At 33.4% G+C, this 24,440-nt stretch carries 15 protein-coding genes and 1 tRNA gene; 6 read left to right on the forward strand and 10 right to left on the reverse strand.

All coding sequences use genetic code 11. The features are described 5' to 3' along the window. The first annotated feature begins 369 nt into the window (after window positions 1-369). A complete protein-coding gene (locus FOD82_RS06090) occupies window positions 370-1,230 on the forward strand; it encodes a hypothetical protein (RefSeq protein WP_144355592.1) in 861 nt (286 codons plus the stop codon). A 229-nt stretch (window positions 1,231-1,459) separates the two neighbouring features. Further along, window positions 1,460-1,951 carry a sigma-70 family RNA polymerase sigma factor gene (locus tag FOD82_RS06095; RefSeq protein ID WP_144355593.1) on the forward strand — a complete coding sequence of 164 codons (492 nt, stop codon included), beginning with the start codon at window positions 1,460-1,462 and terminating at the stop codon, window positions 1,949-1,951. Window positions 1,952-2,090: 139 nt separating this feature from the next. Here the strand turns inward: FOD82_RS06095 and FOD82_RS06100 are convergent, their stop codons facing one another. The 3 genes from FOD82_RS06100 to FOD82_RS09885 form a co-directional block, all read right to left on the reverse strand. Then, on the reverse strand, window positions 2,091-2,510 hold the full coding sequence (locus FOD82_RS06100; RefSeq protein WP_144355594.1) for a hypothetical protein: 420 nt from the start codon (window positions 2,508-2,510) through the stop codon (window positions 2,091-2,093). Between the two features lie 16 nt (window positions 2,511-2,526). Then, complete coding sequence (locus tag FOD82_RS06105; RefSeq protein WP_144355595.1) at window positions 2,527-2,886, reverse strand: hypothetical protein; 360 nt, start codon at window positions 2,884-2,886, stop codon at window positions 2,527-2,529. A gap of 244 nt (window positions 2,887-3,130) precedes the next feature. Next, complete coding sequence (locus FOD82_RS09885) at window positions 3,131-3,427, reverse strand: hypothetical protein (RefSeq protein ID WP_242450202.1); 297 nt, start codon at window positions 3,425-3,427, stop codon at window positions 3,131-3,133. A 333-nt stretch (window positions 3,428-3,760) separates the two neighbouring features. Between FOD82_RS09885 and FOD82_RS06115 the strand changes: the two genes are divergently transcribed. Further along, window positions 3,761-4,297 (forward strand): phenolic acid decarboxylase, encoded by a 537-nt coding sequence (locus FOD82_RS06115; RefSeq protein WP_144356030.1) that lies wholly within the window; start codon window positions 3,761-3,763, stop codon window positions 4,295-4,297. Window positions 4,298-4,443: 146 nt separating this feature from the next. On the opposite strand, the gene FOD82_RS06120 is transcribed toward FOD82_RS06115, so the two are convergent. After that, window positions 4,444-4,827, reverse strand: coding sequence for a replication associated protein (locus FOD82_RS06120; RefSeq protein ID WP_144355596.1), 384 nt, complete (start codon window positions 4,825-4,827; stop codon window positions 4,444-4,446). Continuing rightward, window positions 4,820-5,080, reverse strand: coding sequence for a type II toxin-antitoxin system RelB/DinJ family antitoxin (locus tag FOD82_RS06125; protein WP_144355597.1), 261 nt, complete (start codon window positions 5,078-5,080; stop codon window positions 4,820-4,822). Before FOD82_RS06125 ends, FOD82_RS06120 begins: the two co-directional genes overlap by 8 nt. Before the next feature lie 115 nt (window positions 5,081-5,195). Here FOD82_RS06125 and FOD82_RS06130 point away from each other — a divergent pair, with 115 nt between their 5' ends. Further along, window positions 5,196-5,714: a PadR family transcriptional regulator gene (locus tag FOD82_RS06130; RefSeq protein WP_144355598.1), complete on the forward strand. Its 519-nt coding sequence runs from the start codon at window positions 5,196-5,198 to the stop codon at window positions 5,712-5,714. Window positions 5,715-5,765: 51 nt separating this feature from the next. Here the strand turns inward: FOD82_RS06130 and FOD82_RS06135 are convergent, their stop codons facing one another. The 3 genes from FOD82_RS06135 to FOD82_RS06145 form a co-directional block, all read right to left on the reverse strand. Beyond that, window positions 5,766-6,443, reverse strand: a complete 678-nt coding sequence (locus FOD82_RS06135; RefSeq protein ID WP_144355599.1) for a L,D-transpeptidase — start codon at window positions 6,441-6,443, stop codon at window positions 5,766-5,768. Between the two features lie 104 nt (window positions 6,444-6,547). Continuing rightward, complete coding sequence (locus FOD82_RS06140) at window positions 6,548-7,393, reverse strand: NAD(P)H-hydrate dehydratase (protein ID WP_144355600.1); 846 nt, start codon at window positions 7,391-7,393, stop codon at window positions 6,548-6,550. Window position 7,394: 1 nt separating this feature from the next. Continuing rightward, window positions 7,395-8,696, reverse strand: a complete 1,302-nt coding sequence (locus FOD82_RS06145) for a serine hydrolase (RefSeq protein WP_144355601.1) — start codon at window positions 8,694-8,696, stop codon at window positions 7,395-7,397. 98 nt (window positions 8,697-8,794) lie between these two features. Between FOD82_RS06145 and FOD82_RS06150 the strand changes: the two genes are divergently transcribed. Next, window positions 8,795-8,878: transfer RNA gene (locus FOD82_RS06150), tRNA-Leu, on the forward strand. Between the two features lie 200 nt (window positions 8,879-9,078). Further along, window positions 9,079-9,228 (forward strand): hypothetical protein, encoded by a 150-nt coding sequence (locus FOD82_RS09775; protein WP_186277717.1) that lies wholly within the window; start codon window positions 9,079-9,081, stop codon window positions 9,226-9,228. A 74-nt stretch (window positions 9,229-9,302) separates the two neighbouring features. Here the strand turns inward: FOD82_RS09775 and FOD82_RS06155 are convergent, their stop codons facing one another. Both FOD82_RS06155 and FOD82_RS06160 read right to left on the reverse strand, forming a co-directional pair. Beyond that, on the reverse strand, window positions 9,303-10,352 hold the full coding sequence (locus tag FOD82_RS06155) for a hypothetical protein (RefSeq protein ID WP_144355602.1): 1,050 nt from the start codon (window positions 10,350-10,352) through the stop codon (window positions 9,303-9,305). 127 nt (window positions 10,353-10,479) lie between these two features. Beyond that, a complete protein-coding gene (locus tag FOD82_RS06160; protein ID WP_144355603.1) occupies window positions 10,480-24,381 on the reverse strand; it encodes a YSIRK-type signal peptide-containing protein in 13,902 nt (4,633 codons plus the stop codon). Window positions 24,382-24,440: the final 59 nt, after the last annotated feature.

Below are 24,440 nucleotides of genomic sequence, written 5' to 3' on the forward strand. Positions count from 1 at the left end.
ATCTAATACTCCTTAATTGTAACTCATATTAATAAAAATGTTAATATCTTAATTTACACTTTGTTATATTAATACCATTCAATACTAATTAAAAGTATCTATAGTCCCTAAACATTCGCTATTATTTCATACTTAACAACTAATCTAATTTCTTCTCAGGTAATATACTACCTACCTTTATTTTATAACATTCGCTCCTTTATTGCTTAAATTTTGTATTTTATTTTTTACAATTATAGATACGATAACAGGTAATTGTAAAGAATAATTTATTTTAGAAAGCGTTTTATTTTATTTTTCATTTAAATAAGCTTACATTAGAGGTGAGAATACAGCTTTATTATTTTTAATAGAAGGAGGTCTTTTATCATGCCAAATTATAGAAAACCAAAAATAACAGTAAAGTTACCTCAAAATCCAAATTTTCAAGTTTGGAGTCGACAAACGGTCCAAAATTATGTTAATTCTAAGAATTTTAGAACTAAATATGTTACTTATGTAAATGATTATAAAGTCAGCAAAGATACTCTAGCTATTTTCAACTTCAAGAAAAAACCTCTCCTAAAAAACTACCCCTCCTGTATTCTTGATCTAGAGCTTGGCGTATTATTATGCAAACGTCCACCTTCTGCACTTTTATACCAAGTTGCAGCTCACAGTGTTTTTCCAAGTTATATGATTCAAAAAAACTTACGTGCACATTTGCATATTAAGCAGTATTACATCTTGATGTTAGGATATAATGCCTTATTTTCTAGTCATGGATTTTTCACTGGGAATTGTGACTGGGTATCTTTGCAATTTATCCATTCTACTCATCAAGATAACTTTCATAAAGTTGGCAAAAAAGAATATGCAGACTTAACTTTTACTACGCTGGCTATTCAAGGCATAAATTATAAAATCAAATTCATCAATTGTTATTCTAATCTTAAGAAGCGCTTGAACAAGGCTTTAGCTTTATACGATGTTACTCAACAAAAATTGAAGGAGGCTGAATTTCAGCACACTTATCTTTGGTATGCCAAACGTTCACTTCTTACTAATAGCGATGAACATGGAGTAATGAATAAGCCTACTCTTTCAATTCCTGATTTAACTCATGCAAGTATTAAATCTTTTACTAAATCAGCAACTCATACCTATGCTGAACATACTCAAACACCAAAGATTTATCATACTGATTTTAACAATTCTATTTATAAGAAACTTACAAAGTCTTACTTCTAACTTGAAATCAAGTTACTTAGTAAGGTTATTTTTTTATTATTTTTTCTCAAAGTTACTCGCTAAATCTAGATAGATAATCAATTTATAAGCAAATTAAAATCTATATTTTCATTAATTATGAATAGAATTACATCATTCTTAGAGATAGTTTTACATTTTTATACTTGCTACTATCTATCTTGTCCTCATTTGGGACAAGAATTTTTTATTTTAAGGGGGATTTTCAAAGATGAAAATCACAAGAGCAAGTTTTAATAAGGCATGGAAGAACAAGAAGTTAGTAGCAGGCGCACTTAAGATGGCGCATGTGAGGCGAGAGTTTTCTTATTATGAAGATTATTTTCAAGAAGGAGTATTAACTTATGCCGAGGTATTAGACAAGTATCCCGAAATGGAGCGCAAGCAAATAGATAATTTAGCTTTTAGAAAAATCATCTGGCGTACAATTGACCAACTACGCAAAATCCAAAAATGGGATGAACACAATGCAAACTTTGATGAAGCTTTTACTTTAGCAAGCAAATCATGTAATTGGGAGATGCTACTGGATTTTAAAGAATTAGTTGAAACTTTTAATGATTACGAGCGACTTATATTATTTGAGCATTTACTTTTCCAAAGGACAATTACTGATTTAGTAAGTGAGTGTGGAGTAAGCCGGCAATATTTACAACGAATTAAGCGCAGTTTGCTTAGAAAGTTACGAGACAAATTGAATTAATTTTGGTAAATCTTTTTTATTTCGTAAAGCATAATTAACAAAAAAGAGGACGGTACTTTTTATAGATGATATGAACCTCTAAATCTTTGTCCTAATTTTAAGGTTCATATCAAGAAACAAAAGTATTATCCTCTTTTTTCTAATTTATTTCTTTTATAGATCCTGGCATTGTGTAATTATTTACAACTACAGGAGCATTATAGTCCATAGATGTAATTTGTCTAATCATATCTATGTACATATTCATAGAAGTATTTATTCCATATTCTTCAATAAGACTTTTACGTACATTAATAAAGTCTTTAAATTCATTTGGTTGATATTCAAATTCAAAGTAATAAGAGATATTTAACTCTAAAGTTCTATTATTACTATTATTTTTAGTGGCTCCTAAAATAGTTATCTTACCCATTTTATTATTACTAGATAATCCAACTTTAATTTTAGAAATATTTAGATTGAACTCTGCTTCTTTTGTAGTATTATCGACCTCTGCACTTATATTTTCATAATTTATTTTTTCTATTTCAAAGCTATTAAATTTTATCTTTACAGACATATTTACTTCCCCATTATTAATTTTTAAGTGTATATGTAGTTACCGATACAAATTTTTCAGGAATTCTCTTAGGTTTTTCATTTTTAATATGAACAGAATAATAACTATTCTGACTTTCAGAAAGTTGATTTAAATGAGTTAGTTTATGTAATACTTCTTCATATTCTTTTTTTGAACTATCTAAATCTATTCCTTGCTCAAATTTAGTATATTGTTCTTCTGATAAGCCAACTAGCTTGGCAGCTTCATTCCTATCTAAGTTTAAGTTTATTCTTTTACCAAAGATTTTTTGAGATAATTTAAATTGATATGAATTTAATCTTTTTGAAAGTTCAGTACTTTTTGATTTAATTTCATCGAATCTCATGTTTACCATCACCTTCACCTATATAATTAGATTCATTTTTTTCTAAATTTTTATGAATTAACTCTGCCAAAGTAGCTAGCTGATCGGTCAATTCATTAGAAGCCTTAATTTGATTCATATTCTTTGTTGGAAACTTAGTAAAACCATGCGTCCAAATGAGATATGGTTTACTTAAATTGATAGTAAATAAAATTCTACAATTTCGTTTACTATTTTCATCTTGTGACAGAAATCGAATTTCATATACATGATTTTATGATATTATTTTTTTCACAATTTCATATTTTATTATTCGATTAGAATCAGGTAATACATATTCATCTTCAAATGAATATCCTACTATTTGATTACCCTTACGCTTTGGTCGTAATTGTTCAATGTTTCCTTCATTATCTAAAGTAATATTAGACAAAAATGTTATAATTCGTGATATTGGTTCTGCAATATATTGATTAATCTCATATTCATCCTCTAAATATTTTTCAGCTATTTTTTGTTCAGATAATTTTTCATTTAAAAGATAAAATTGTCGCAATCTACCAACTCCCATTTTAAAACATTTTAACTTCAAAATTAAATTATTAAATTTAGTTTCGAAATTATACATAATAGCTATTATAACTTATTATTTTTAACTAGCAACACTTTATAGCTGAATGCTACTATTTATAGATAACTACTCAATAAATCGAAAAGTTATGTATGAAATTGAATTAATTTTGGTAAGAAAGATTTGTTTTAGCAAATCTTTTTTATTTTCACTTGATTTAGTGTCGTTAACGACATATAATATTTTATGTCGACAACGACACATTTAAAAAGACAACAAATAAACTTACGAAAATATTTTTAAAGGAGAATTTTCATGGCTAACTTAAATAATATGGATAAGAAGTTTAAGACTTTGGAAGATTTTGTAGGAACTCACTTTATCTACACTTATGATAATGGTTGGGAATATGAATGGTACTGCAAGAATGACCATACTGTTGACTACCGCATCCACGGCGGAATGGTTGCTGGACGCTGGGTAAAGGATCAAGAAGCACACATAAATATGTTAACAGAAGGCATTTACAAAGTTGCTTGGACTGAACCAACGGGTACTGATGTTGCACTTGACTTTGTCCCAAATGAACACAAATTAAATGGTACTATCTTCTTCCCTAAGTGGGTTCAAGACCATCCTGAAATTACTGTTTGTTTCCAAAATGACCACATCGACTTAATGCACGAAAGCCGTGAAAAATACGAAACTTACCCTAAGATGGTTGTGCCAGAATTTGCGACAATTACTTATATTGGGGATGCAGGTGCTAATAATGAAGATGTTATTGCTAAAGAGCCATATGAAGGTATAACTGATGACATCCGCAATGGTAAGTTTTATGACGAAAACTACAAAATGATTGAGAAGTAGTTTTTGAACTGCAATGAAAAAAGCTAACAAATATAGTTGTTAGCTTCAATTAATTATTAATTTAGCTAATCCTTGTGATTAGCTTTTTTATTTACTGAAAATTATGTTAATAATAAAACCTACACATAATTATAATGTGTAGGTTTTTAACTATTAAAAAGTTCACTATGAGTACCTATACCTATCAAGTAAATCAATTTTTGATTAGTTCTAACAAAAAGCAATAAATGATCCCCATTATGTCCATCAAAATGTAAATCTAATCCACAAACTTTAATTTCACTATTCAAGTTTGTTGGTAATCTATTTTTAATTTGCTGGCGCTGCTTTTGAGTTAAAGTTATCGGATGTTCATAAAAGTAACTATCTATTTGTTCATCCTTTAAAAAACATTCCATCACATATTCCCATGGTGAACCATTATCATTTGAAAAAGGTACAGTCCCATTAAAAATTTTGTTCCATCGAGGATTATTTTTTACTTTCTTATATTGTTTTTTAAACTTATTAACTGGTAGAATTTTACTCATTCAATAGCTTCTCCAATTCATCATAAGTTTTTGCACCTTTTAAATGTGGATCATTTAAATCATCCAAGACTTCATTAATAGCAGCCATTGTCGATGCATTAGGAGTTCCCCAATATTTAGGTAAACCATCATTTGCAACCGAGGTTAAAGCAATTCTGATAAATGCAGAAATTGTTAATCCATGATCTGCTAATACTTTATTAGCTTTGTTTTTAATATCTGCTGGTATTCTACTATCTACACGTGCTTCCATTTTAATCACCTCAACTATATTGTACGTTATTTGTCACACAATTTTCAATAAATATCTATTGGATTATTATTCACCTAAAAATGTTACAATTAACAAAAACGAAAGCGAGAAAATCATGCCTAAAAAACGTATCTTACCTTACATCATTATGGGTATTTTAAAGCAAAATCCAAATTCTACTGGAAAATTTGTCACTACCCAGTTCACAGATGAAATTGGCGAATTTTGGAAAGCTAGTCATAGTCAAATTTATCCTGAACTTAAAAAAATGCTGGCAGATAATTGGATTCAAACACTGCCAAGCAAGTCGAATAGTAAAGAAATCCACTATTCACTTACCAAACTCGGTAAGCAAAAATTAGACGAATGGATCAATCAACCTTTAACAGAATTGCCTATCAGCCATGACTTATTTTCTCTCAAATTATTCTTCATCAATGACAAATCTGATCCAAGAATTCCAGAATTAATTACAGAAGAAAAAACGCTTCTTAATAAGCAGCTTGCTCATTTAAAAAGCCGAAAAAAATTATTATTCGAGAATGGTTATCAAAATAATTATGGTCACTATCTTATTCTAACAAGAGCAATTTCCAGAATTGAAGGCCAATTAAAGTGGCTTGAACAAATATAATTAAGTGACTATTTTTATACTAAAAAAGGCGAGAAATTTCATCTCGTCTTTTTAATTATTTTTAATTACTACTTTTGTCCCCACAGGAACATTTTCCATTAGCCATTTAGAATCTGGCACACTCAAGCGAATACAACCATGAGAGCCTTGAGTTTTACCTAATTTTTTAGCTTCTTTAAGATTATATTTTCCCATTGCATCAGTTGGAACTGAGTGGAACAAATATACATTTGCATCCTCTGGATCCCAACTTACCCAGTTATTAGCACCTTCATTAAGTCCTTGATTGAAGAAACTTTCTCCCCGTCCTTCATGAATTTGATAAGTTCCAGTTGGAGTGGCAGATTTTCCCTTCCTACTATATACTCCTGCAGTTGAAAGCATGGTGTATACAACTTTACCTTTTTTAAGAACATACACGCGATTTCCTTTGAGAGAAACTCGCAAAGTTAAATCGGCAGGATTGGTTAATTTAGGATATTTCTTTTTTTCACTACGGACTTTCCAGCTTCCTTCAGGAGCTAAATCCTTAGGATCTTTATAAGGACGAGCTAATTCAGCTACAGTTTTGGAAGCAGTTTTGGTCTTTTTACTTGTAGCTTTATTTTTCTTTTCTACTCTGCTTATTTTTGCTTTATTATTTTGTGCATTGCTTTTTGGTGTGCAAATTTTAGCCATTGCTACAACCGCTAGAATAATAGCAATTGTACTAAAAACATATTTTTTCATATTCACTCAATCATCTTTTCAAATTTATACTCTCATTAGATTCTATCAGTATTTAAAAGATTTATCTAGAAAAAAACATGAGATAATTCCCATGTTTTTCAATATTATTCTTCTGAATATTTCTTCATAATTTTAGGTAACAACTTAGAAATCTCAGTTGGCTTAACAACATAATTTTCTTTATATATCTCATCCCCAGCCAAAGAATGAATATACACTGCTGCCAAAATTGTTTCAATATTACTTGAAAATTGACTCACAAACCCACCAATAATTCCAGCCAGCGTATCACCGCTACCACCAGTAGCCATTCCTGGATTACCAATAGGATTGATAAACACCTTTCCATCTTCACTATAGACCTTAGTATGATTAGATTTTAAAACTAAAGTCAAGTTTTTATTTGGGACTAAATTGTTCATCGCACTTCTATTAGCACTATCAGTTTGAAAAGGTATTCTTATTTGGCTAACTCTCTGCCATTCCATCTGATGCGGAGTCATAATAATATGACCAGCATTAAGTGGGATTAAAGTATGATCTTCAGCAATCAAGTCCAATGCACTAGCATCTAAAATTACGGTTTGATTTTCATTAACATTGCATTGAAGCAAAGTCATAATTTTCTGAGCAGTTTTACTGTTTCCCAGACCTGGTCCACAAACTATTACATTCATTTTTTTGATAATGTCTCCTAAAGAGTTATCATTCCAATCAATATACATAGCTTCGGGATCACGAGCATGAAGAGCTGTTAAATTAATTGAATGAGTCGCAGTTGCGATAAGTCCCGCACCAGCATTTAAAGCTCCTTCAGTTGCCATAATAATTGCTCCTCCATAGCGGTCACTTCCTCCAATTAAGAGAATCCGACCATAATCTCCTTTATGAGAAGCGCTTGGTCTTTTTTGGATAACTTTTTTTAAAACTGCATCAGAAATTTCTTTCATTTTAGTTTTCTCCTATGATCCAACGCCAAACTTGAGTGAACCAGTTAACTTTAGCTGTTCCTTTCATTGCTTGAGCTTGGATCTGCATTTGAGTTGGGTCTGATAATGAAATTAATTTTTCATTTCCAGATTTAAATTCATATGAATCTATTGTTGTTCCTTTATCAACAGGTGCTTCTAAAGGATTATCCTTTAAGTTAGCGGATAATCCTTTACCGTCAACCGGATCCCACACCGTAACTTGTCGGCGAAGACCAAGAGGAACAGTCTTTTCTTGACCGTTTTTAACCATTACATTCTCAGCACCTTTAATACTTTCTCCCTGCTTTAAAATTACCGGAGTATATTTAGCAAAAATATAATGCATTAGTTTTTTTGTTTGAACAAATCTCGAAGGATCAGTTCCATCTTGGTGACGTGCCCCCATTACTACAGTAATAATTCGAGCCCCTTTTCTTTGCATAGTTCCGATAAAGCAAGCCCCAGCTGCATCTGTAGTACCAGTTTTTAATCCATCAACATCTAAATTAGCATCATATTGAGATAATCCTTTAAGCATCCAATTAAAGTTGTCCATTTTGGTTGTTTTTTGACCATCTTTAAAATCAAGATGCGCAAGTTTAGTAGTATTTAATACTTCTGGATAATCTCTAAGTAAGTGTTGACCAACAACTGCCATACTTTTAGCTGACATCACATTTTCAGCATTTTTGCTGACTCCAGGATAAGCATCTGTACCTAAGCTTCCATTTGGTAAGCCGCATACTGTATAAATTTTGGCATCATTAATATTCCAAGCCTTTAATTGTTTACGCATTAATTTAACAAAATTTTCCTGATTACCACTAACAGCTTGGGCTAAACACATTGCAGCACCGTTTGCTGATTCAATAAGAGTAGCTTGATAAAGTTGTTTAATTGTATACTTGTGACCCTTTTTTAGAGGAACATTAGAGTATTCGGAATTATTAGCAACTTTAATAATAGAATCAGTTGGTTCAACAGTAGTATTCCAAGAAATCTTTTTATTTTTAATTGCATTTAAAGTTAAATAAATTGTAATCAACTTTGTCATGGATGCAATTGGCAAGACTTTATCTTTATTTTTAGTATACAATATTTGACCAGTGTGGCTATCTATTGCAATTGCTGATTTTACATCTAGATTAAGTTGATTAGCATCATAAGTTGCCGCTGAAGCAACGTGTGTAGTCGCTTGACTAATAAATAGACCACCGCCAGCTAAAGAAATCGCTGCAGTTAAAGTAATGAATGTTTTTTTGATCTTATTATGAAAACTCATAAAACCTTCCTCTGAAAAAATATAAAATTAAGTAGTTTTATGATTACATTTTACCAAAAAATTTGGTATTATTAGTAATGAGTTGTAAATATTTATTTGCCCCGATGGCGGAATTGGCAGACGCGCAGCGTTCAGGTCGCTGTTCAGGTAACTGAGTGAAAGTTCGAATCTTTTTCGGGGCATTTCAAGACAGTCCAAGAGACTGTTTTTTCTTTGATTAAATTAAAATTAATTACCGCTAGCACATATCTAGCCCATATAGTGGGGCTTTTTTAGCTAAATTAATATTTTCTAAAGAAGTTAAAAAAATTACAAATCATAGTTCCGCTTCTACATTTTCGGTATATAATCTAAGTAGATAGGTTATAAGGAGCATTGAAATATGAAGGCGATTAGAATTTTTCATAAGGTATTTTTAACTGTTGCAGCTGTTTCAACTTTAAGTACAACATTTTTGTTCAGTGAGCCTGAACACGTAACAGCTATTAATATCCGCTCAACTCAAAATATAAATAAAGATGTCAATCATTAACTGCTTTAGTGCGATTTTTATAAAAAAATTCTCAAGTAAGTACAATAAACTTACTTGAGAATTTTTGCTTTTAATTACTTCTTAGCTGTTTTCTTAGCCTTAGTAGTCTTTTTTGTAGTTTTCTTTGTCTTTTTAGTTGACTTCTTTTTGGACTTCTTTGCGTTAGCTTTTTTTGCAGCTGCTTCTTTTTTAGCTTGTTCTTGCTTAGCTTTTAATTGATTTAGATAGTCGGTTCTTTGCTTATTAATATTGTCTGTTCCCCACTTAGTGAAGTTATCTTTAAGTGTACTTGCAAAAGTGGTAAATTCAGGAATATCTGCAGTTTGAACACCACTTTGAAGATCAACTAATTCTGCTGGAACAAAGATATACTTAAACGTATTATTTTCAATGACAATTGTTACATAGAATGGAACTGATGCAGTTTGGCTTGGATTATCCTTGCTTGAAAGATCAAGATTTATCTTAGCGTAAATCTTGAATTGTTTATTCTTTGCCCATTTTACAGCATTTCCGCTTGCATCTTTATATTGCTCAAATGAAGTCTTTCCATCATTAGTAGCAGTTGGTGTAAAGAGACTTTGTGTGTCGTCTTTAATAGTAGCAGTAAAACTCTTAGCTTGAGTATCCAAATATTCTTGCATAGTTGGAGTCTTAACAGGAATTTGGATATTATTCTTTATAGCAGAGCTAGTATAAAGATTCTTAATCTTCTTTGATTTTACTGTTACATCGCTGCTCTTTACACAGAGTAAGTAATTCTTTTTACCGTATTTAATACGACCCATCCAGTAATATTGAGGCTTTTTAGCATTTGGAGTTGTAATAATTCCATTCAATACTGTACTCTTACTACCCTTTTTAAAGCCAATAGTCTTAATGATTTTCTTAGATTTAATCTTCTTAACACTGCTAGTTTTCTTATCTTTAGAAATCACTAAATTATATAAAGCAGCTGGTTTACGCTTAAAAGTAACCGTATAACGCTTAGTAGTAGCGGTCTTTTTTGTAGTTTTAGTAGCAGCTTGAACTACTGTTGAATTAGTAGTTTGTGCAATACTTGCACCAGTGCTTATAAGTAAAGTTGCTGCAGCTAATGCAGTAAATAATTTATTCTTTTTCATGATTACGCCTTCCTAATTTCTTCTATATCTATAATAACGTATAAATTCATACTTGTCGCCTAAATTATAAAAAAAGGCAATGTACATTTTTAATTTAGTACATTGCCTTCTTTTTATATATCAGTAGCTAATTTTTCTTGCGTTTCTTTTCAGCTCCTGCAAGACCAAGAAGCCCTGCAGCAGTTACTAAACCAAGTCCAATAGCTGCTTTATCATCATTTTCCTCACCAGTTTGTGGTAATTTAGCATTATTGTCATTCTTTACTCCGGCCAAGCCTGCTTTTTCTAGTGCGCTGATTGAAGCACCATTAATTGCAGATTGACTGTGAGGTTGTGCAGTAATGATTCGGCCTTTACCATCTGGGGATTTGACATAATCAAGAACTTGTCCATGAGAGCCAACAGTTACAATATAGCCATGCTTTGCAAGCCATTGAGCATCTCCTGCATGGTTAGCTACGCCACCATCGGATGTAGTTATTGATGAAGCTGACTTATTGTGACTTGTCTTTGATGGAGTTACATCTTCATCTTCATCATCGGAATCAGAATCATCATAATCATTATCATCAGAACTATTATCCTGATTATCATTATCTGTTGGAGTAGTATTAGCAGTATTATCGGTGTTTTCAGAATTATTATTCTTGTTTCCATCATCTGTCGTATTATTTGTAGTATTAGAACCAGAAGTGTTGGAATTTGAACTATCTGAACCGGTATTGTCAGTATTTGAACTACTGCTATTATTACTATTTCCAGAATTGTCACCATGATCAATATTATCGCCAGTATTGTTATCAGTATTATCACCGGTATTTCCACCAGTGTTTCCACTATCATCTGGTTTACTATTTTCAAAGCCAACCATGACAACAATTGGAGCATTATCTCCACCAGTTACTTCGACATCCTTAGTTGGTAAGCTTACAATGATAGCATTCTTGTAAGAATCGCCAGCAGCCTTAATAACTTCAAATAAGGATTCAATTACGCTCTTAAGTTTATCAGCGCTTAATGTAGCTTTACCATCTGTAAGTGGACCAGTAAACTTGAAGCTTCTAATTTCTTTACCAGTCTTTTCATCTTTAAAGATAATTTCTTGAGTATAACTTGCTTCTTGCTTGTCTGACACAACAATTGTAGTAGTTACAGTAGTTGTTGACTTATCTGGATAAGTAATTTTGACACCAACATCCTTATAAGTGCCTGGTTTCTTCAAATCTTCAGCAACTTTATCAGGATCAGTCCATTCAAACTTAGTACCATCAGGCATCTTATCTGCATTCTTAATTACATCTTCTGGTTTGATTTCACCATTAGTTGTAATTGAAGTTGTCTCGCTAACCTCTGGCTTATACTTTTCACTATCAGTCTTAGAATCTTCTGAACCATTCTTAGTGTAAGTAATAGTTAAAGTTTGATTACCATAATCAGCTGTTGGTGTAATTTCATCAACACTGCCACTTGCAGTATATCCATCAATTACTGGAACTTTGATTGAAGCAAAACTCTTATCTCCACTAGCAGTCCAATCACCATAGCTAACTTCTCCAGTAGCTACTTCAACAGTAGCAGTTCTAGTAAACTTAACTGTTTGAATAGTTGTAGCAACTTTACCAGTTAATGGATCAACAATATTTACTGTTCTAGTTACTGTCTTATTCAAATCTTGTTCAGTCAAGCCATTTGGATAAGTTTGACCATGAGCACCATCGATTTCTGTACCTGGTGTCTTTGGACTATTTGGATCAACTTGAACCGTTGTTGAAACAACTTTGATGTTAATAGGAGTATCAGTATCCTTAATTATTACGCTGGTTGGAACTGTTTCTCCATTAGCTAACTTCCAATTAATTGGAAGAGTTTCCTTAACTTCAACTGTTGAACCAATCTTGCCTGTTACATACTGACTACCAACAATCTTGCCATTTGGATCAACATAATTAATAGTCTGTTTTTGACTACCTGCTGGAATCTTAGTTATTTCAACAGTCATTGGTTTTGTATCCTTACCAAAGGTAATTTGAGTTGGAATACTTGCACCATTTGCAACTTCATAACCTGCTGGAATATCCAATGGAATAGCAATCGTTTGACCAGTTTGTCCTGTAAGAGTTTGTGTTGAAACTGTTTGACCATTTTCAACATAATTAATCTTAACTTCTTGTTTATCACCAACATAGTTAACAATAATAGTGCTATCTACTGGAACACCTTCAGAGTTAAAGCTGGCGTCAGTTGCTGGAACATATTGTTTGCCATCCTTGGTTACAAGCTGAACATCACTTGATTCTGCAGTATATCCTGCCATTGATACAACTTGTTCTGGATATTGACTAGTAGTTGAAGCTGACTGCCACTTACTGTAAGTAGTTTTACCGGTTACTTCATCGGTAGTTGCTACACGATAGAAAGCTAAGCTTGCAGTTGACTTGCCGGCAGTTTGACCAGGCCAGTTCATAATAACTGTTCTAGTCACTTGCTTAAACAATTCTGGGTTAGATTGATCATTACGCCCATCAACAATTGTCAACTTATGTTCAATTTGAACTGCAATATCCTTATTGTCATTTGCTCCAATTGTTACGCTAGTTGGAATTGTAGTATTCGGAACTAATTGCCAATTCTTAGGAATATCTAAGTTCAATTTGATAGTTTCACCAGTTTTACCAGTTACAGTTTGAGTTGAAATTACCTGATTATCTTTATCAACAAAGTTAATTTTTACACTTTGAGTTTGAGCATCATAAGTAATTGAAATTGCTTGATTATCTGGAGTGCCATTTACAAGACCAGGTTGTGCTGGCAAGTAAAGCTTACCATCTTTAGAAATTAGATCAATCTTTTGACCACCTTTAGTAGCTACTACTTCATAACCTTTCAAAGTTGGTACTTCTAATTCACCAAAGTCAGTTACCAAGTGACCCTCAGTTCCACTATTAGACTTCCAATCAGTGTAAGTAGTCTGACCAGTCTTATTATTTGTGGTCTTATCTCTATAGAAAATCAAATGATTTTCAACTGATTGACTCTTACCGTCTGGACTAGTAATAGTGATAGTTTGAGTAATTTCACGATACAAATCTGGATTAGTTTTATCATCTAAACCGCTAACTGTAGTTGTATCATCCTTATCTGGATTATCTGGATTAGAGCTATCCTTAACAACACTTACATTCAATGTTTCATTCTTATCACCAAATGTGTAAGTAGTCGGAACAGTTACACCATCGGCTAACTTATATCCATTTGGAATATTAGCAGTAATTTGTGCAACACTTCCTTGAGGACCAGTCAAGGTTTGACTTGCTACTTGCTTATCTCCATCCATGTAATTAATAGTATAAGTGTAAAGTTTAGCATTTGGATCTACTGGATTATCTTCATCACCAGTTGAATCATTCTTGTAATTAATTGCAATTGTGACATCACTTGGCTGACCATCTTTAAGTCCAGAAACACCTGAAATTGTCGCAGTATTACCTTGGATAAGTGGAGTAATTGTTCGACCATCATTTGTAGTAGCAACAATAGTATAACCATTAATTGTTGAAACTGTAATAGTTGGGAATGTGGTTGACTTATCAGACATATTTGATTGCCATTCACCATAAGTCCACTTACCTGTTGCTGGATCAATAGTTCCATTTCTATAGAATGACAAGCTAGCGTTTTGAACAACTGGCTCTTTGCCAGGATAGTTAACAATCACAGTATCGGTTACAGTTCTATAAACTTCTGGATTGTTTTGGTTAGCTGGATCATTACCATTGATAGTCTTTGGTTGAATCAAGACTGTTTGAGCAGCAGGATCTTGACTACCAAATGTATATTGTCCACTTGGAATAGACGTACCTGGAACCACTTCCCAATTAGTTGGAATATCGAGCTTAAAGTTAACTGTTTCACCAGTCTTACCAGTTACAGTTTGAGTAGAAACAATTTGCTTATCACCATTATTGACAAAGTTAATTGTCATTGTGTGAACTGTATCAGGAGTATCTGGCTTACCGGTGTTCTTATTAATGTATTGAATTTGAACACTAACATTAACTGGTTGATTATTAACCAAAGCAGAAATTCCTGAAATTGTTGCCTTATCACCATCAATTGTTGGAGTAATAGTTTGTCCATCACTAGTAGTGACCTTAAGATCATAACCATCAATTACTGGAACAACCATTTTGCCACCAAACGTCGTTGAACCATCTTCCATATTAGACTTCCATTCACTGTAATCATACTTACCAGTTGCTGGGTTGTAAGTAGCATTTCTATAAAAATCAAGTGTACCGCCAGACTTAGTTTCACTAGCTTGACCTGGAGTAGCAACTTCATAAGTCAAAGCAACTTGCTTATAAAGCTCTGGATTCTTCTTGCCTTCTTCAGTATTACCTTGAATAACCTTTGGTTCAATGTTAATCGTAGTTGACATATCTTGGTTACCAAATGTTACTTTGCTTGGTACTTGTTGACCATTTACAATTTGGTAATTTTCTGGAACCTGCAAATCAACACTTACTTCTTGTCCAGCTTTACCCTTTACACTTTGACTGGAGACAGTTTGTCCATTGTAGTCATAGTTAATGGTGTAAGTGTATTCTTGATCTGGGTTAACAGGCTTATCAGTAGTACCAGTCTTGTCATTGATGTAATCAACATTGATTGTTACATCTGTTGGCTGTCCATCTTTAAGTCCTGATACTCCTGAAATTATTGCCGCACTACCACTAATTGATGGGGTAATTTCTTGACCTGTTGAGGTTGTAACTTTGATTGTGTAACCATCAACCACCTTCAAGTTTGTCATGCTTGCAAAATCAGTTGAACCATCTTGCATGTTTGACTTCCAATCGCTATACTTCCAAGTTCCAGTCTTTGGATCCATTGTACGATTTCTATAGAAGTAGAGTTTGGTTGTTGATTGACTAGTTGAACCTCCTGGCAATGTAAACTTGTAAGTTCCAGTTACAGTTTGATACATTTCCGGATTTGACTGGTTCTCAGTACTATTTCCATAGTATGTAATTGGAGCTACATTGAAAGTGATTGGCTTAGCATCTTTACTTAAGTTAATTACTGTTGGAATGCTAGTTTGACCTGCCCATGTGTAGTATTCAGGAGCTTGAATCAAAACTTCACCATCTTGTGCAGTCCCGCTGGTAATTACTTTAAAGCTTGTGCCAGCTTTTCCAGTTAACTTATCAGTTTTAACAACTGTACCATCAGAAATATATTGAATTTCTTGGGTTACTTCTTGATCCGGGTTGTTAGGATTGTCTGGATTATCTGGATTACTATCTGCAACATAGTTAACTTCAATATTGATATTTGTATCAGAAATTGGTTGTCCATTTGTTGTCAAAACAGGTTGAGCTGCAATTTCTTGACCATCTGCAGTATTTACAATATTTGCTCCGGTTACATCAGCTTTATAACCTTGAATAGTTGGAATCTTAACAGCTTCAAATTCTGTTACTGGATTACCGCTACTGTCAACGGTATTTGACTTCCAATCACTATAAGTAACTTGACCAGTTGCTTCATTAGTTGTCTTAATTCTGTATAAAACAATTGATTGACTTTGAGTATTGCTATTTGTTCCTTCTGCCAAACTTACTAGCATTTGGGTATTAGCCGCATTTGAACTTGGCATATTAAACGTGATTGTTCTAGTAATCACACGATATAAATCAGCTGCTTTAGAACTTAAACCATTTTCAGTAATAATATTAGCTTCAACGTTAACATTAATTGCCTGTGGATCACTATTTCCAAAAGTTACTTTGCTTGGAATTTGACTGCCGCTTGCAACTTTATATCCTTTTGGTAAATCAAGACTAATTTGAACTGTTTCACCACTCTTACCCGTTACGTTTTGACTAGCAATAGTCTTACCATTGTCTACAAAGTTAATAACTTGGGTATAAGTCTTATCCTTATCAGGATTAGTTGGATCAGTAGATCCAGTTTTTTCAACATAGATAGTTTCAGTTGGCATTTGGCCAATTCCAAATGTAATTGGACTACCAATAATACTTTGTCCGCCAACAATTTGATAACCAGCCGGAACATCATTAGTGAAGCTGACTTTTTCACCAACTTTACCAGTTACAGTCTGAGTTGAAACTATTTGATTATCAGCTTTATTTACATAATTAATCACAAGTGAACGAGTAGTATCAGACGGATTTGTATCAGGTTTTCCAGTGGCATTATTAATATAATCAACAGTTACATCAACGTTTTCTGGTTGACCATCAACTAAACCTGAAATACCAGAAATAACAGCGTTACCTCCATCAATAGTTGGAGTTATTGTACGACCATCATTTGCAGTTACTTGTAAAGTGTAGCCTTGAATATCATTTGGAACAGTGATACCTGCAAAAGTAGTTGAACCATCTTCCATGTTTGACTTCCATTCACTGTAATCATACTTACCAGTTGCTGGATTATATGTTGCAGTTCTGTAGAAAGACAGAGTTGGAGCAAAGGTCTTAGTTGCAGTTGCTGGAATATTGATGGTGTAATGAGCAGTTACAGTCTTATATACTTCTGGATTGTTTTGATTACCAGAAATTTGTCCATCAATTACCTTCGGCTGAACTTGAACGGTAATTGGAGCAAGTTGATCATTACCAAACTTAATTGTAGTTCCAGTAGTAATTTGGTCACCATTTGGAATTAATTGGTAATTTTCTGGAACTTCATAAGTAATAGTTTTACTTTCGCCAATTTTACCAGAAGCAGTTTGACTACCAACAGTTTGATCATTATAAACATAGTTAATAGTTACGCTGCGAGTAGTATCATCTGGGTTATCTGGCTTGCCAGTTTGATCGTTAATATATTCCACAGTAATAATGGCATCAGTTGGCTGACCATCTTTAAGTCCAGATACTCCTGAAATTGTTGCTGTTGTGCCTTCAACAGTTGGAGTAATTGTTTGTCCAGTATCAGTTGTTACTTTAAGAGTGTAACCTTGAATATCGGCTGGAACTGCTAAGCTAGCAAAAGTAGTTGCCCCATCCTTCATATTAGACTTCCATTCACTGTAATCATACTTACCAGTTGCTGGATTATATGTTGCAGTTCTATAGAAAGCAAGTTGAGCCGTTTGTGTATTAGTCTTTTCACCTGGAATAGTTACATTATAAGTTCCAGTTACAGTTCTATAAACTTCTGGATTATTTTGATTACTTTCAGTATTACCTTGAATAACCTTTGGTTCAATGTTAATCGTAGTTGACATATCTTGATTACCAAATGTTACTTTACTTGGTACTTGTTGACCATTTACGAGTTGGTAATTTTCTGGAACCTGCAACTCAACACTTACTTCTTGTCCAGCTTTACCCTTTACACTTTGACTGGAGACAGTTTGTCCATTGTAGTCATAGTTAATGGTGTAAGTGTATTCTTGATTTGGATCGGTCTTCTTTTCAACATAAACCGTCATCGGCTTCAAATCTTCTGTACCAAAAGTAATGCTTCCACCAGCTGGTTGACCACTCATAATTTGATAGCCTTCTGGAGCTGTCAAAGTATAGTCAACAGTTTCACCAGCTTTACCGCTAATTGTTTGACTGCCAACTTGTTGATTATCTGCTTTATTTATGAAGTTAACAACTTGGCTATAAGTCTTATTAGGATCAACTGGTGTATCAGTAGTACCAGTCTTGTCATTGATGTAATCAACATTGATTGTTACATCTATTGGCTGTCCATCTTTAAGTCCTGATACTCCTGAAATTGTTGCCGCACTACCACTAATTGATGGGGTAATTTCTTGACCTGTTGAAGTTGTAACCTTGATTGTGTAACCATCAACCACCTTCAAGTTTGTCATGCTTGCAAAGTCGCTTGAACCATCTTGCATGTTTGACTTCCAATCACTGTACTTCCAAGTGCCAGTCTTTGGATCCATTGTACGGTCTCTGTAAAAGGCCAACGTGGTCTTTGATTGACTTGTAGATCCTCCCGGCATTGTGAAGTCATATGTTCCTGTTACTGTCTTGTACATTTCTGGATTTGACTGGTTCTCAGTACTATTTCCATAGTATGTAATTGGAGCTACATTGAAAGTGATTGGCTTAGCATCTTTACTTAAGTTAATTACTGTTGGAATGCTAGTTTGACCTGCCCATGTGTAATATTCAGGAGCTTGAATCAAAACTTCGCCATCTTGTGCAGTTCCGCTTGTAATTACTTTAAAGCTTGTGCCAGCTTTTCCAGTTAACTTATCAGTTTTAACAACTGTACCATCAGAAATATATTGAATTTCTTGGGTTACTTCTTGATCTGGGTTATTAGGATTGTCTGGATTATCTGGATTAGTTGTATCTTTGACTACTTGAACATTTAAAGTTTCATTCTTATCACTAAATGTATAAGTAGTTGGAATAGTAATACCTTCAGCTAATTTATAACCATTTGGAACCTGCGCACTAATGTCGGCTGTCGTACCAGCTTTACCAGTTACACTTTGGCTACCTACCTTAGTTTCACCATCCAGATAGTTAATGGTGTAAGTATATTCCTTAGAACTTGGATCAACAATTGGGTCTTCTTTGCCAGTCTGATCATTAATGTAAGTTACTTGAACATTTACATCTTCAGGGGTCCCATTTACAAGAGCAGACCCACCAGAAATTGTAGCAGTTTCACCATTTACTACTGGAGTAATCTTTTCACCGCTACTTGCATTAACTGAAATAGTATAGCCCTTAATTACTGGAACATTTACACCAGCAAATGTAGTAGAACCATCCTTCATGTTGGACTTCCAAGCTGTAAAGTCATACTTCTTAGTTTCTGGATTATAAGTTGCATCCCTAATAAAACTTACATTAGATTGATTTTCTACCTTAGCTTCCTGACCAGGGAATGCTACTGAAACCGTACCATGAACAGTCTTATGGTAGTCTGGATTATCCATATTGTCAGCTGCATAAATTGTCTTTGGTTCAATTAAAACAGTGATATCCTTTGGAGCTTGACCACCAAAAGTATACTTACCGTTTGGAACTGGCGTATTTGGAACTACTTGCCAGTTTTCTGGAATTTCTGCTTTAATATCAACGCTTTCACCAGCTTTACCAGTTATAGTTTGACTAGAAACTACTTGCTTATCTGCATTATTTACATAATTAATCTTAAAGCTTAAACTATCAGCTTCATAGTTAACAACATAATTAGTGTCTTTACTATCAGGAGTAGTTTGAACTGCTGGAATAACCAAATTGCCTTGAGCATCTTTTTCAAGAGTAATTTGTTTACCATCCATAGTAACTACTGGTGTATAACCTGTTGCTAATGAAACATTATGTGCAGAAAAACTTGTAACTGCTACGCCATCTTTCTTAGCAGCTTGCCACTCATCATAAGTAGTTTCACCAGTTGCTTTATTGTAACTACCATTTCTGTAGTAAATTACTTGATAAGTATTAGTAGTTGGTTCTTGTCCTGGTAAGTTATAAGTTACAGTTTGTTTGATTTCTCTATAGTAATTAGGATCCTGTTTATGTTTATCCCAGGCTTCTGGAACAATGACAGCATTTACTAAAATACTAATTGCTGCAGCCCCAGTTGCTAAAGTAAATGGCTTAATTTCTTGTTTAGCTAATTCATAATTATCTGGAGCTTTGATTAATACTTCATTCTTACTCTTATCTGGTGTACCTTCAATAATTGGTTGATACATTGTACCAGCTTGACCAGTAACTGTTTGAGTAGCAACTATCTTTTGAGTTTCTTGATCTACATAGTTAATTACTTGAGTAACTTCTGTCTTATCATCACCAGTATTACCACTATCGCCTTTATCTGGATCTGTTGAAGTTGTTTTGACTATTTTATAAGTCAAAGTTTTATCTTCATTAGCCAAAGTAATCGTATCTGGAAGAGTTACACCATCTGCTAACTTGTAACCATCTGGAATTTGAAGAGTTACTTTAGCAGTTGTTCCGGCTAGGCCAGATGCGGTTTGACTAGCCATAACTTTATCTCCATCTACTAACTCTAGAGTAGTAGTTGTATTCTGAGCATCTGGTTCAATTGGTTTACCAGTTTCATCATTGATGTAATCAACATTAATAGTTACATCAGTTGGCTGACCATCCTTTAATGCAGAAACTCCTGAAATAATAGTCTTATTACCATCAGCTGTAGTAGTTACTTCTTGACCCGTTGAAGCTGTAGCTTTAATAGTGTAGCCATCAATATTATTTAGAGTAACTGAAGGAACATCGCTTGAACCGCCAGTCATATTTGACTTCCAGTCAGTGTATTCCATTTTTCCAGTCTTAGGATCCATAGAAGCAGTTCTATAAAAGACAATTGAAATTGGTTGGGATTCACTAACTTTTCCAAGAATATTGTATTTATAAATTCCTGTTACCTTTTTAGTAAGATCCGGATATTTAGCAGCATCTTCAGGATTTGCTCCAGAATATACAATTGGAGTTACTTGAATAGTAATTGGTTGAGATTGTTTTTGTAAAACAATTGGTGAAGAAATACTTGATTGATTAATCTTATAACCATCTGGAGCCTGAATTAAAACTTCACCGTCTTGTGCAGTACCATCAAGAATAACCTTATAACTAGTGCCAACTTTATCAGTCAAATGTTGTGTTTTAACAGTTGTTCCATCTGCTACATAGTTAATAACTTGAGTTACAACACTATCTTTATCAGTATCTTGACTTGGATCATACTTTTCAACTGGAATGTTAAGTGTAGTGTTTTCATTATATGCTCGTGCAGGAATTGTTGCAGTTACTTGATAACCATTTGGAACATTTGCTTTAACAAAACCAGCAATGTTTTGTGACTTACCTTTAGTAACATTAATGGTAGTAGTACCGATAGTTTCATTATTGTAAGTGTAATTTACAGTAACATTAACTTTATTACTATCTGGATTAGTTGAAACAACTTGTATGTTCTTAGTTACATCTTGATCTGTAAAGGTGTAATTAGTATCAAGCGTTTCTCCATCTGCAAGCTTATAGCCAACTGGAACTTTAACTTTAGAAGCAATATCTACACTTGCCCCTACAGTTCCAGTTAAAGTAGCACTAGCAACTGTATTATTTCCATCTACGAAATTAATAGTGTATTTAGAAGTCTTATCACTTGGGGTATTAGAACCAGTATTACCAGAATCGGTTTTCTTTTGAACATTTACATCAAAAGAAGTTTGCATATTTGGTCCAAAAGTAATTTCTGATGGATATTTACCATTGATCTGATAACCTTCTGGAACATTCAATTTAGTGGTGTTTGTTGCATCATCTAAACTAAAGTTAATAGTTTCTCCTGTTTTACCAGTTACTTCTTGCTTACCAACATTTTGATTATCAGCTAAATAGTTAATAGTAAAAGTATAAGTTGCATTTGGATCATCTGGCTTACCAGTTTTGTCATTGTTATAAACTAAACTCAAGTTGTAAGTACTTGGTCCATCAACTGGTGCATTAATTGCTGGAATAACTACTTTGTTATCTGCATTTGGTGTCAAAGTATGACTTTGACCATCTGCATCTGTATAAACTGCAGTGTAGCCCTTAATTGCAGAAAATGGTACTTCTGCAAAACTAGTTATCTTTTTACCAGTATTTTTATCTGTAGCAGCTACCCAATCACTATAAGTAACTTTACCAGTTACTTCATCTTTAACACCATTACGAACATATGAAATTTGATTAGTTAAAGTTTTAGCATTTTCACTTGGATAAGTGTAAGTAATGGTTTCAGTGATTACCTTGTTATAGTTAGAATCATCTTTATGGTCAGTCCAAGATTCTTGGGCCTTTTCATGAGCAAGCTTAATTTCAATTGGAGCTGCATCTTTAGCAAAAGTAATATTTGCAGGCAATTGTTGACTAACTGCTACATATCCCTTAGGAAGTTCAATAGCAATCTTACCATCTTGAATTAGTGGTTGAGTATCTCCAATCTTTCCATCTAAAGTTCTTGATTCAATTACCTTGTTATTATCATCTGTATCAACAAAATTAATAACTTGACTTGCAGGTTGACCAACGTCTCCACTTGCATCATGTTTTTCTACATAAATAGTTGTTGAATCATCCTTTGAACCAAAGGTAACTGAACCACCAGTTGGAATTTTACCTTCATCATTTGCAACTAAATCATAACCCGCTGGAACTTGAAGAGTGTAGTCAACTTTTTCACCAGTTTTACCAGTTACTTTTTGACTGCCAACATTTTGATTATCATTCTTAGTTACATAGTTAATGGTGTATGTATGAGTAGCATTTGGATCAGTATTACCAGAATCTGACTTCTTTACAACATTTACATCAAAAGAAGTTTCTTGCATATTTGGTCCAAAAGTAACTTGGGTAGGATATTTACCATTGATTTGATAACCTTCTGGAACATTTAACTTAGTGGTGTCGTTTGCTCCATCTAAGCTAAATTCAACTTTTTCACCAGTTTTACCAGTTACTTCTTGTTTGCCAACATTTTGATTATCATTCTTAGTTACATAATTGATAGTGTAAGTATACGTTGCGTTTGGATCGGTACTCTCTGAACCTGATGTCTTTACAACGTTTACATCAAAAGTGGTTTGCATCCCTTCACCAAAAGTGATGTATGAAGGATACTTGCCATTGATTTGATAACCTTCTGGAACATTTAATTTAGTGGTGTTATTTGCTCCATCCAAACTAAAGTTAACTGTCTCACCGGCTTTACCAGTCACTTCTTGCTTAGCTACATTTTGATTATTATTTATATAATTAATTGTAAATGTGTAAGTGGAAGCTGGTGTATCTGTATTATCTTTTTCAATATATAAAGTTTGACTTGCATATTTATTATCAGGACCAAGAGTCATAGTAGATGCATAACTTTGACCATCTATTAAATGCCAGCCTTCAGGAACTTCTAACTTAGTAGTTCCATTACTTCCAGTGGTAGTAAAGCTAACAACTTGACCAGTTACACCGGTAACATTTTGCGTGTAAATAGTCTTACTTTTATCATTATTATCGATATATTTAATATTTGCAGCAGCTTGGTCTGCAGTATATTTGATATTAATTCTTTTATCGATTGGTTCTCCATTTTCAGTGAAAGCATCAGTGGAAGGAATATAATAATCATTGCCCTTCTTAGTCAAGTCAATAGTTTGACCATCTGAATCTGCACTTGGAGTATACCCATTAAAAGCTGGGACTTTTTGTTCTGTAAACTTCTTATCAGTTGGATTATAAGTCCAATCACTATAAGTAGCCTCTCCTGTTACCGAGTCAATATTTTTACTTCGAGTTGCACTAGCTTGTGTATCAGTAGTAAAAGTCTGGCTAGTAGTACCATCTTGATTTTGGAAACTTCTACCATCTGGTGCAGTAACAGTAATAGTTTCTGTAGCAGTTTTAACTAAATCATCTTGAGCATTAGATGCTGTCTTTTCAGCTTGTTTTTGTGCATCTTGCTTTAAAGCATTAGCATCAGATGTAACTTTACTTTCATTTAAGTTGCTACGACCTGCCATACCTGCTTTTTCAAGTGAAGAAACATCTATATCAGTTGAAGTTTGATTTTTATTTTCATCAGTTGCTTGCTTAGCAATTACTTCTTTTGTTGTTTTATCACTTTCTTGATTCTCATTTTGAGTTTGAGAAACTTCTTGATTTGAATTTTCAGCTTTTTCTTCAACTTTTTTAGTAGTTGATTGAGCTGAAGATTGATTAGTTTCTTCAATATTTTCTTGCTTAGAACTATTAGCATTAGCGTCAACCACTACCTTATTAATGTTTTTAACATTAGTGGTATCTGCTTTTGCCACGTGACTAGTATCACTATCTGTAGTTGGTTCTTTTGTTGGATTTGTATCTGCTTTTACGGTTTGACTATTTGCCATTCCCATAAAACTAATTCCAATTAGAACAGATGCAGCACCAGCTGAGAACTTACGGATAGAAAAACGTTCATTTTTTTCCTCCATTTTATGGAGACGTTCGTTATAATTATTTTTTGATAACATTTAATCAGCCTCAGTTTAAAGTGTACAATCTTAAATATAATTACATTACATATTAATAG

It is taken from the genome of Lactobacillus sp. LL6 (genome assembly GCF_007570935.1).
Lineage (GTDB): Bacteria > Bacillota > Bacilli > Lactobacillales > Lactobacillaceae > Lactobacillus.

Bases quoted from the DNA above. Each gene is read 5' to 3' on its own strand.
- FOD82_RS06090 (WP_144355592.1), top strand. From the start codon at position 370: ATGCCAAATTATAGAAAACCAAAAATAACAGTAAAGTTACCTCAAAAT.
- FOD82_RS06095 (WP_144355593.1), top strand. From the start codon at position 1,460: ATGAAAATCACAAGAGCAAGTTTTAATAAGGCATGGAAGAACAAGAAG.
- FOD82_RS06100 (WP_144355594.1), bottom strand. From the start codon at position 2,510: ATGTCTGTAAAGATAAAATTTAATAGCTTTGAAATAGAAAAAATAAAT.
- FOD82_RS06105 (WP_144355595.1), bottom strand. From the start codon at position 2,886: ATGGTAAACATGAGATTCGATGAAATTAAATCAAAAAGTACTGAACTT.
- FOD82_RS09885 (WP_242450202.1), bottom strand. From the start codon at position 3,427: ATGGGAGTTGGTAGATTGCGACAATTTTATCTTTTAAATGAAAAATTA.
- FOD82_RS06115 (WP_144356030.1), top strand. From the start codon at position 3,761: ATGGATAAGAAGTTTAAGACTTTGGAAGATTTTGTAGGAACTCACTTT.
- FOD82_RS06120 (WP_144355596.1), bottom strand. From the start codon at position 4,827: ATGAGTAAAATTCTACCAGTTAATAAGTTTAAAAAACAATATAAGAAA.
- FOD82_RS06125 (WP_144355597.1), bottom strand. From the start codon at position 5,080: ATGGAAGCACGTGTAGATAGTAGAATACCAGCAGATATTAAAAACAAA.
- FOD82_RS06130 (WP_144355598.1), top strand. From the start codon at position 5,196: ATGCCTAAAAAACGTATCTTACCTTACATCATTATGGGTATTTTAAAG.
- FOD82_RS06135 (WP_144355599.1), bottom strand. From the start codon at position 6,443: ATGAAAAAATATGTTTTTAGTACAATTGCTATTATTCTAGCGGTTGTA.
- FOD82_RS06140 (WP_144355600.1), bottom strand. From the start codon at position 7,393: ATGAAAGAAATTTCTGATGCAGTTTTAAAAAAAGTTATCCAAAAAAGA.
- FOD82_RS06145 (WP_144355601.1), bottom strand. From the start codon at position 8,696: ATGAGTTTTCATAATAAGATCAAAAAAACATTCATTACTTTAACTGCA.
- FOD82_RS09775 (WP_186277717.1), top strand. From the start codon at position 9,079: ATGAAGGCGATTAGAATTTTTCATAAGGTATTTTTAACTGTTGCAGCT.
- FOD82_RS06155 (WP_144355602.1), bottom strand. From the start codon at position 10,352: ATGAAAAAGAATAAATTATTTACTGCATTAGCTGCAGCAACTTTACTT.
- FOD82_RS06160 (WP_144355603.1), bottom strand. From the start codon at position 24,381: ATGTTATCAAAAAATAATTATAACGAACGTCTCCATAAAATGGAGGAA.